Below are 8,645 nucleotides of genomic sequence, written 5' to 3'. Positions count from 1 at the left end.
ATTTATAAAGAATCTCTGTGTTCCGTTTGATAATAACCTTGCGGAACGTGATTTGCGCATGATTAAGGTTAAAACCAAGGTCTCAGGATGTTTTCGCAGTGAGGAAGGCGCACAGGAATATCTTACAATCATGAGCTATATTGGGACTGCTCATAAGCATGGAATAAATGCTTTTACAGCAATCAGAGAAGCCCTTTTAGGGAATTCCGATATCATCTTTAACTAATGGAGTTCTGAACAGTTACGACATTTTAATACAAAAATGCTTGACAATTCCTTGAAAACACAGCCTGTTTTTCGATTCTATCCATTCTATAATCCGAAAACCTAATTTTTCAATTTGGCTAATAGATGAACCCGACAAATAAAAATTAGGCAGAGGATTATTTTCTCCTATATTCTGGATATTTTGAAGAATTTCTGCACCTTTTTTCACCATCAAAACTCCCTTCATTTATGTTGTTTGTTATTGAGAATACACTTATATAGTCGTACATTTTCTTATTATACCGAAAAAGAGAAGACCTCTTTTTCAGAAATCTTCTCTTTTTTCTCTATGCGTTTTTATTCTATCCACACCATTTCACTTATTTTTCTAAAGAACCAGATTCTATGCGCATCTGAAAACTATTTTCTGGAATATTTGCAATTGAGCCTCTCATCAATTTTCCGTTCTTTTCAAGTGGCACTTCTATTACTGTTCCCCCCTCAAAGTCCAGATAAACATGAACGGTTTCCGTTTCTATCTTGTGCAAATTAATCTGAATCACTAATTCATTCCTATCTTGTTTGAAAACAATGTATGTCTTTTCATCCTCAAATTCTTCCAATCGTACAGTTGCCTCGCTATTCGTCTTAACGCCTCTCGTTGCCATTGCTAAGGAAGGACCAAATTTCAAAAAAGCACCTGCCTGATTTATCTGACATATTGCGTCGTTCACAGCCTCTACCGAACCTTTTCGAACAAAATTCAATGTAGCCAAAACTTTTCTTTTTATCTTCATTGCAGATTCTTGAAGCATTATTTTTTCAGAATTTGGAACAAACAGTGGACTTGCACTAACACTCATAGCGTCAGACATGGCAGAAAGCAAGCAAAATGATTCATAACACTCCCTACATGTTTTTAAATGTTCCAACTGTTGAATTTGCTCATCATCAAATTCCTCCTCTGCTGTGGCTATTTCAGCCAAATTTAATAACTGATCATCATTCAAATGCATCATCTGCTCTCGCCTCCTTTAACCATACCCGATATTTTGTCCATTTCTTTACAGTATTCGACAATATCTTCCAGTGTTTTTGAATCCTTCTTTACTTGCTGCAGCCACTCTTTTGCTACAATTTTGTGCATATAATCAGTCATATGACCAATTTGTTTTTCATCATATTCATTTGTAAAGATTACATTTTTCATAAAATCCTGTCCAACGGATGTATTCACCATTTCATCTAGCCGTTTCCAGAAACCATCGCACCATATCAATTGAGAGGATATGTATTGTTGCATTTCCTTCTCTGATTCTATGCCCAACATACCTATCGTCTTATTTCCCATCCGTTTTATTGCCCATTTTGGCGAAGCAACCTTGTTGTCCGGAATCGCTTCAACATTAAATGAAACATATAGAACATGCGGCAGGATACGCGCATAATACAATGCTAGTTTTCTTGGTGGTTCTGAGTCTAGTTCGGTAAGAATCTGACAGTACAGCTTAAAAATGCCATCGTACAGTTTTCTCTTTTCTACATTTGCGATTGTGACATCCGGTTGATTGCCATTATCTATTGGATGTGCAATAAAATCTCCCACAGTGCCATTCTCACTCGGTACTGTTTCATCAATAGAAGGCATATTTTCACCAAAACGAGAACGAACTGTTGAGGCCACCCGAATAACATCTCCCACTTTGTGATAATAAATACCTTTACAATAACTTGCGAAGGATGATATCTTCATATTCTCGTCACGCGACTTTTTTATAAGCTCCCATACTGCAATTCGGGCTTCCTGCATAGCAGTGTGCTGATTTTCATCATTATTGCATCCTGCAATACTCAAATGACGTCGAACCATACCTCCATACATTTTATCAAGTTCTTCTATCATCTTTGGGAATGCACTCTCAGAACCGTCAACACAGCTACTATATGCACTATTAATCACTTCTGCTGCTCTCTGAACATCAGATTTCTTACGTTGTTGAAGCATTTCAATATGTTCTTTCTGACTATAACTCATCTTTTGTTTATCTCCTATCTCTTTATTTTCTTCGGCTCAAAGTATTAATTGCACTGATAACACGAAAAGCCTCCCCAAAACATTTCATTCTTAAATGGTCGAAACTTATCATCATACTTTTCCATTGAAGATACACTTTCTTTACATTCAGAATTTAAGCTGCTGTTTCTAACACAGTTAAACCAACCTTGCCTGCGCATCTTATCTATACTCAATGTCTTTAGATAATCTTTGGCCTTTGCCAATGCAAGCGGCGGTGAAATATTTTCCTCAACATAGTAATAATAGAATGTATCCATCAAAATAACAGTACTAATGCAGTCAGGCACATTCCACAAATGTGCGATTACATAATCCACGCCAGCCGCTGCAAATGCACCTACCATTCCTTGAAATCCCTTATTGATAAAACTATCATTTCTTCCGTTCATGCATGAAGAGAGCACCACTAACTTCATAGATTTCAAATTTAGACGGCTAATTTCATCTGCAGTAACTATCCCATTTCCATACATATCTACACTTTGGCCATTGCCAATCCAATTCTTTACTCCAGCAAATAATAGACACGAAGAATAAATCACATCCGTTTCTCTGGAAAGATCAAAAAAGCCGTGTGTTGCTATATGTAAATTCTGGTATCCTTCTGTTTCTAAAACTTTATGCTTCGTCGCTGCATCTCCTATAAATGGTACTGTATGTAGATATTCAGAGACCCTTTCTGACTCAATTTCTGCAAAAGGCAATTGTTCTATTCCAGCCAAATCAATATCAACTGCTCTGCTCAGATCGGACGAAGTTTCCTGTTCGTATGCCCTCTGCTGCTCTCTAATTTCATATTGTGGATTTCCAATGACCAGACTTCCCTTTGCAGCAGGTGCGTCAGACGTTGAAAATAAGAAGTCTCGAGCACTCTCGATTTTGATAATCTGATGGTTTTTCTCAAGACACTCTTCCTCGTATAATAACTCAAATGGCAAATTGACAAGTTCATTGTCCGGAGCAATGTATATTTGTTGATTGTCCCCAATATCTAAAATCGCAGGCTTAATCAATGTACAATATAACTCATTACGCAAATCCTCCAGATCGCGCTCCTTCTCACTCACTCCACCATTACACGACATCTCTTGAAAAATAGAAATAAATCGCTCTGCCTTTTCAATCACTACAACAGCCTGATCAATCAAATATCGCTTCTGCATGACTTTTCCGTTTTCTTTTATTGTAACATAAAGATCTATAATCTCAGCAACTTTATCATTCCCCTTTATGTCAAATTGCGTGCGCCCATAATCATTCACTGACACATAATATTCCAGTATAACTGCATTATCTGGTATTGCATCTTTTACCCTATCCCAAGTAATGTCTACAAAATGCATCTTTTGGGGAAATTGTATTGCAAATTCTTTTTCGAGTTCTCTAAGTTTCTCCTCCAATTTAGCACTTTGATGTGTAATATCCTGAAAGATAGTATCCGCTTCCATGCATGCCAGCTGATTTTGCACTTGATTCATCTGTTTAATCAGTTCCGAATCAACCGTTGACCCTTGAATCACGCTATTGCGCTCTCGCCCTGCTAATGATGCTACTGCCTTAAATTGAAGCAATCGCTCATAGACGGATTCAACATCCAGATGCTTTCTCAAAATTGCATAACATTCCCCAAAAAGTAGTTGGACCGGAGTAAGAATATTCAAAAGCCTGGTATCATTTGAATACCTCACATAACCATGCCATGTTTCTGTCAACTTGTCCAATGCTTTCCCTATATAAAAAATTGCAGAATTATAATTATTGTGCTTACCGTAAAAAGATGCAGCAAACTGATACATCGATGCTTTTACAAAGACAGATACTCCGCTTTCCTCCAGATATTGCAGATTCTTTTGGATATATCTTTCGCACTCTGGGAGTCCTAGATTCCATAGCATAAGGGCTTCCCCTTGATAAAGCATGGTCTGTTGGACTGTTGTTAATTTGTAAATCGCACTATTGCGTTCGATAAACTGCAATGTTTCCAAATACATCTGTTGTTCATTACAATCTGCCTTTTCAATTTGCACCAAATAAATGGTGGCCGTATAGATAAACATTGCAACCTCAACTGCATATTCAAAAATAGATTCATCCGAACAAACAACCAACTCACAAAGTGAGTGCAACAGCGACTTTAAGTCTTCTAACTCTTCTGAATCCACCTCTATGCCAGACTGTATATATGTGCTAACCAACAAAATACGTAGACGCATCTCATCTTTTTTACTCATAGAATTATCTTCTGTATCATCTAAACAATCCAACAATTCGATTAGCAACGGCAATGACTTATCTGTATCATTCTGAATATGATAAATCATTAATAGATTACTCTTAAGCTGTACATCCGAAAGAACTGCTTTTGTCTCACTGTCTGCCTCTACACCTAACGCATTCTGAAATGCTGCTTCTGCCTGAATATAATCATTGCATTGTAGATAATAATTACCCCTTAAATTCCATGCCAAACGTAAACTCAGTAACGGTTCACCGCTACTTTGATACGTTTCACAGCAACGCTCAAAGGTTTCCATCATCGATTTATATTCAGACATATTTCTGATTACATTAAACTGACCTGTTTTTCCAGATAATACTATGTAAATTGTCTTTGCCATAATGATATCGGTCAAGTCATGACTTGGGGCAGCTTCATACCCATTATGTTCAACCTTTTCGATAAATTCTAACAGGTTCTGCCTAGACACCTGGTTATCCGTGGCAGAGAAATCAAGAAATGCGTTTTCCCTCTGAGCAATCGCTGTATACCAGTTTTTCTCTCCATATAGATATTTTCGTACAAGGTAACACTTATAAAAAAATATGCCCGCCATGCTCCTATTCAGGTTTTCCTCTAAGCAGCAAGCGTAAAGCCAATAAAAATCACCAGCATATTCCGTATATTCTCCATCAAATATATGCGAATCAATACCACCAATCTTGCAGATAATATCCGGTTCACTGTCTCCAAGAATTGAAAAAACTTTTACTATCAATTCTCTATGCAGATTTATATTGTTCCGCCTACGACTGAATGTACATAAATTTTCCAATACCTGACATGCTTTTTCATTCTCATTGATTTCAATAAGCGTTGTTGCAACATTTGTGAATAGAAAATACATTCCAGGCGTAATCTTGCTTTGATCTCGCTTGGATTTCGAGATGTATTTTGGTAAATAACCCATTAATATTCTTTCGTTTTTCCAACCAACCGCACATAGCAAATCAATTGTATCTGAAATAACATTCTTCGACATTTCCCACTTATATTCACATTTTTGGACCAGTTCCACCACCGTTGTTAAATCTTCTTTCAATGACAAAGCATGCTCATCGTATCCTGATTGAAGCAATTGACCTTCTATCTCCACAATAAGACAAGTCAATGATAGAATCCTCAGATTATGTTCGTCTCTTTTATTAGAATTATCCTTTCTTTGATTCTCATTTGCTATATCATCATCTAAAAGAGCCGCTACCGACATAATTAATTGACTTAATCCATTCTCTTTTTCTTTCTGTACATCGCCACGTAATCTCTCAAGTTGCGTTATTAACTCACTCTGCATATAGACTACCGCCTTTACTTTTTCATGTGAATAATCCGGGGCGAAATCCATCAACTGTCCGGTAAAATGGAAATCAAATTTATTCGCCTTGTTTTGCTGATGTAATGCTATCTGGATTTTTCTAATTCATCAAGCCTGCTTCGCACCGCAGGGGCGGCAAGGGCTTGACTAATTACAACAATTCAGAGTAACCGTAATCAAGCACAACAAAGGTGATTTTCGTATTCCGGAATACTGATTTCCAATGGACAGAAATTATGATTTCGACCAGCAAGAATATTCATCATGACCAACCCCTTTCAACTGAATATGTGGAATTTAGTCTCGCATACTATTTTCAGATACCCACTTAGCATACGGCAAAACTAACATTTGGGGTATTTCTGCTTCAATACAATACAATTTGTGGTGACTGGTGGTCAGTGATGCGATGTCAGCGGCCGGATATAATAAAGAATTTGCGGCGTCAATAGCAAGGGCTGAAGCCGACGCAGGGCGTCCTATTGACTCCCCAATCCCTTTATTATCAAGAATAGTCAAGCAGACCTATAAGAAGGTCTGCTACGCAGCACAATCATTTTACAGTGGCCGTTCATTACCGTAAGGCGGCCGATTAGCTCCACAAAAGTGACCGTTAAATGCCGCCATTTGCACAATACACGGCAAATGTATGTAATTGTTAAGATGCAAAATAGAATTTAACATTTCATTTAAGTAGCTTTTTAAGCTTTTTAAGCTTTTTATTCGATGCTGACAATGGATATTCTTGTAGTTCAGATCCATTAAATTTATCAATGTCCTTGCGGCTACTGTTCGACACCGCATTAACCATTTGAACTGTTTACATTTATTTCGTGTTTTCTAGTGTTCTCATTTCTAGTTTTAGAACCATTTTCCAGATGCTAACCCAATAACAAATTTGAAAATCCAACCAATAAGTTTGATAAGAAACTTCAACATCCAAATCGCTGTCTTGGCAGCTAAATCTCCGATTTGATTTATAATTTGCTCAGCAGTTCCCATGTTCCCGGTAACATAGGTTTTATTAATTTGCCAATAAGGTCTAAAACTAAAAGCAATCAGTATTCCCATTATGATATATAATATAATTCCCAATCCAGAAAATGCCTCAGAATTACTAAACAACCCTAATCCCACAAAAACCGTTCCATAAAGAGCAAGTGATTTGATTGCAGGCATATTCCAATCGTTCCATTCTTTTTTTCCATAATATTTTGCATTTTCTAAACGATCCTGAGTATGTTCATCATTAAAAATTTCTACCGCCTTCGCACGTAATTTTAAACACTTCGTGTAAGAAACTTTATCTGCAATAAAAGATGCATTCTGTCCTGCATCATAAACGTAACATGTATTGGAATATGCATCCAAATCATATGCCACATTGCGTTTAAATGTATCATCAGACGGATTGGACGCAATATAACTGTCAATTTCCTGAAATGCTAACGTTTCATCTCCCTTGCGCAAATGCAAATACACCTGTTCCGAATGACCAATAGATTTTTCAGGAACCAATTCAATAAGTTCATTTATTCTTCGCTGTGCATCATTATAATTCTTTGTTCCAATTGTTGCTATTCGAGCACCAAGCCAATGCAAATCAGCATTATCTTTAAAAATGCAGATTCCCTGATCAATAATGTTTATCGCCTTTTCATATGCATTGGTATCAAAATAACACCTTGCAAGTAAATCATATGCTAATGCATCGTTCCCCTTATTATCAACAGCTTCCTGTGCCAGTTTTGCTGCCATTTGAACTTTACCTTTTCGATAATACACTCTAGCCTGTTCAAGAAGATTTTGAATTTTTTCTTCCGCTTCATCTACTATTTGACCATCCTTATATGCGATTTTAAGTGCCTTATCATATTGTTGTCGTTTTAATTCCTTTGTCAAATAGCGATAGCCATCTTCAATAAATCCAAGAATCTTATCAATTAAAAGTAATTGCTCTTTGTCGTTTGTAGCTCCTTGTCGTTGAGTCCATAGTTTTTGCAAGCTTTTTAAATGATTACGAATAGATTTTTCATCCCAGGCCCTATCTATTTCAAGTTCTTTGTAAAGATCAGTCTTAAGATTCATATTTTTTGTTGAACCTAAAACTGGATCTTTTACATTAGAATTGGCTGCGCCAGTAAATGAACTTGATTCAGACGTATAAGTCGTGGTATTAGATGCGTCATATGTTGTATCTTCTGCTTTACTTTGTTCTGAACTGGTTGAAGTATTGTTGTTCCAAGAATTATTTGTTGCCGATTCCGTTGATGTATTAGATGAATTAGTTGTATTCGACTCATTTTGTTTCAATGACATATCACCTGTAAGTCCATTGTTTACGAACACAAAAAAATATGTTATCCCAAGAGAAGGCACTGCACCTAAAAGAGCAAGTACTATATTTGTATTATTTAATAGTAACTGTTCAGAACTCCATTAGTTAAAGATGATATCGGAATTCCCTAAAAGGGCTTCTCTGATTGCTGTAAAAGCATTTATTCCATGCTTATGAGCAGTCCCAATATAGCTCATGATTGTAAGATATTCCTGTGCGCCTTCCTCACTGCGAAAACATCCTGAGACCTTGGTTTTAACCTTAATCATGCGCAAATCACGTTCCGCAAGGTTATTATCAAACGGAACACAGAGATTCTTTATAAATAAGCAGACTGATGCCTTGTAATTCACAAGTCTGTCAATTAGATTTAGTACCTTGGTCTTTTTCTTTCGACCACGCTTTTTGGTTGTGACTTCTGGTAAAGGAT

The 8,645-nt window shown here is 36.8% G+C and carries 7 protein-coding genes; 1 reads left to right on the top strand and 6 read right to left on the bottom strand.

Features of this window, described 5'->3' with window-relative positions; translation table 11 throughout:
* A partial coding sequence (locus tag BUB85_RS22710) for an IS66 family transposase (RefSeq protein ID WP_408607110.1) occupies positions 1 to 226 on the top strand: 226 nt, incomplete at its 5' end.
* 15 nt (positions 227 to 241) lie between these two features.
* Here the strand turns inward: BUB85_RS22710 and BUB85_RS21915 are convergent.
* The 6 genes from BUB85_RS21915 to BUB85_RS19945 form a co-directional block, all read right to left on the bottom strand.
* Positions 242 to 439: a hypothetical protein gene (locus BUB85_RS21915; protein ID WP_073113252.1), complete on the bottom strand. Its 198-nt coding sequence runs from the start codon at positions 437 to 439 to the stop codon at positions 242 to 244.
* A 148-nt stretch (positions 440 to 587) separates the two neighbouring features.
* Positions 588 to 1,226, bottom strand: coding sequence for a hypothetical protein (locus BUB85_RS19965; RefSeq protein WP_073113251.1), 639 nt, complete (start codon positions 1,224 to 1,226; stop codon positions 588 to 590).
* Positions 1,223 to 2,242 carry an RNA polymerase sigma factor gene (locus BUB85_RS19960; RefSeq protein ID WP_073113250.1) on the bottom strand — a complete coding sequence of 340 codons (1,020 nt, stop codon included), beginning with the start codon at positions 2,240 to 2,242 and terminating at the stop codon, positions 1,223 to 1,225. The genes BUB85_RS19965 and BUB85_RS19960 overlap by 4 nt, the downstream gene beginning before the upstream one ends.
* Positions 2,243 to 2,286: 44 nt before the next feature.
* Positions 2,287 to 5,856 carry a CHAT domain-containing protein gene (locus BUB85_RS19955; RefSeq protein WP_073113249.1) on the bottom strand — a complete coding sequence of 1,190 codons (3,570 nt, stop codon included), beginning with the start codon at positions 5,854 to 5,856 and terminating at the stop codon, positions 2,287 to 2,289.
* Positions 5,857 to 6,738: 882 nt separating this feature from the next.
* On the bottom strand, positions 6,739 to 8,190 hold the full coding sequence (locus tag BUB85_RS19950) for a tetratricopeptide repeat protein (RefSeq protein WP_073113248.1): 1,452 nt from the start codon (positions 8,188 to 8,190) through the stop codon (positions 6,739 to 6,741).
* Positions 8,191 to 8,316: 126 nt separating this feature from the next.
* A partial coding sequence (locus BUB85_RS19945; protein ID WP_143160764.1) for an IS66 family transposase occupies positions 8,317 to 8,645 on the bottom strand: 329 nt, incomplete at its 5' end.

It is taken from the genome of Hespellia stercorisuis DSM 15480 (assembly GCF_900142165.1).
GTDB classification, from domain to species: Bacteria; Bacillota; Clostridia; order Lachnospirales; family Lachnospiraceae; genus Hespellia; species Hespellia stercorisuis.
The sequence above is the reverse complement of the archived record's forward strand: the minus strand, read 5'-3'. Positions and strand labels throughout refer to the sequence as shown.

Excerpts from the sequence above, each read along its gene's own strand:
- BUB85_RS21915 (WP_073113252.1), bottom strand. The coding sequence starts at position 439 with ATGGTGAAAAAAGGTGCAGAAATTCTTCAAAATATCCAGAATATAGGA.
- BUB85_RS19965 (WP_073113251.1), bottom strand. The coding sequence starts at position 1,226 with ATGATGCATTTGAATGATGATCAGTTATTAAATTTGGCTGAAATAGCC.
- BUB85_RS19960 (WP_073113250.1), bottom strand. The coding sequence starts at position 2,242 with ATGAGTTATAGTCAGAAAGAACATATTGAAATGCTTCAACAACGTAAG.
- BUB85_RS19955 (WP_073113249.1), bottom strand. The coding sequence starts at position 5,856 with ATGCAGAGTGAGTTAATAACGCAACTTGAGAGATTACGTGGCGATGTA.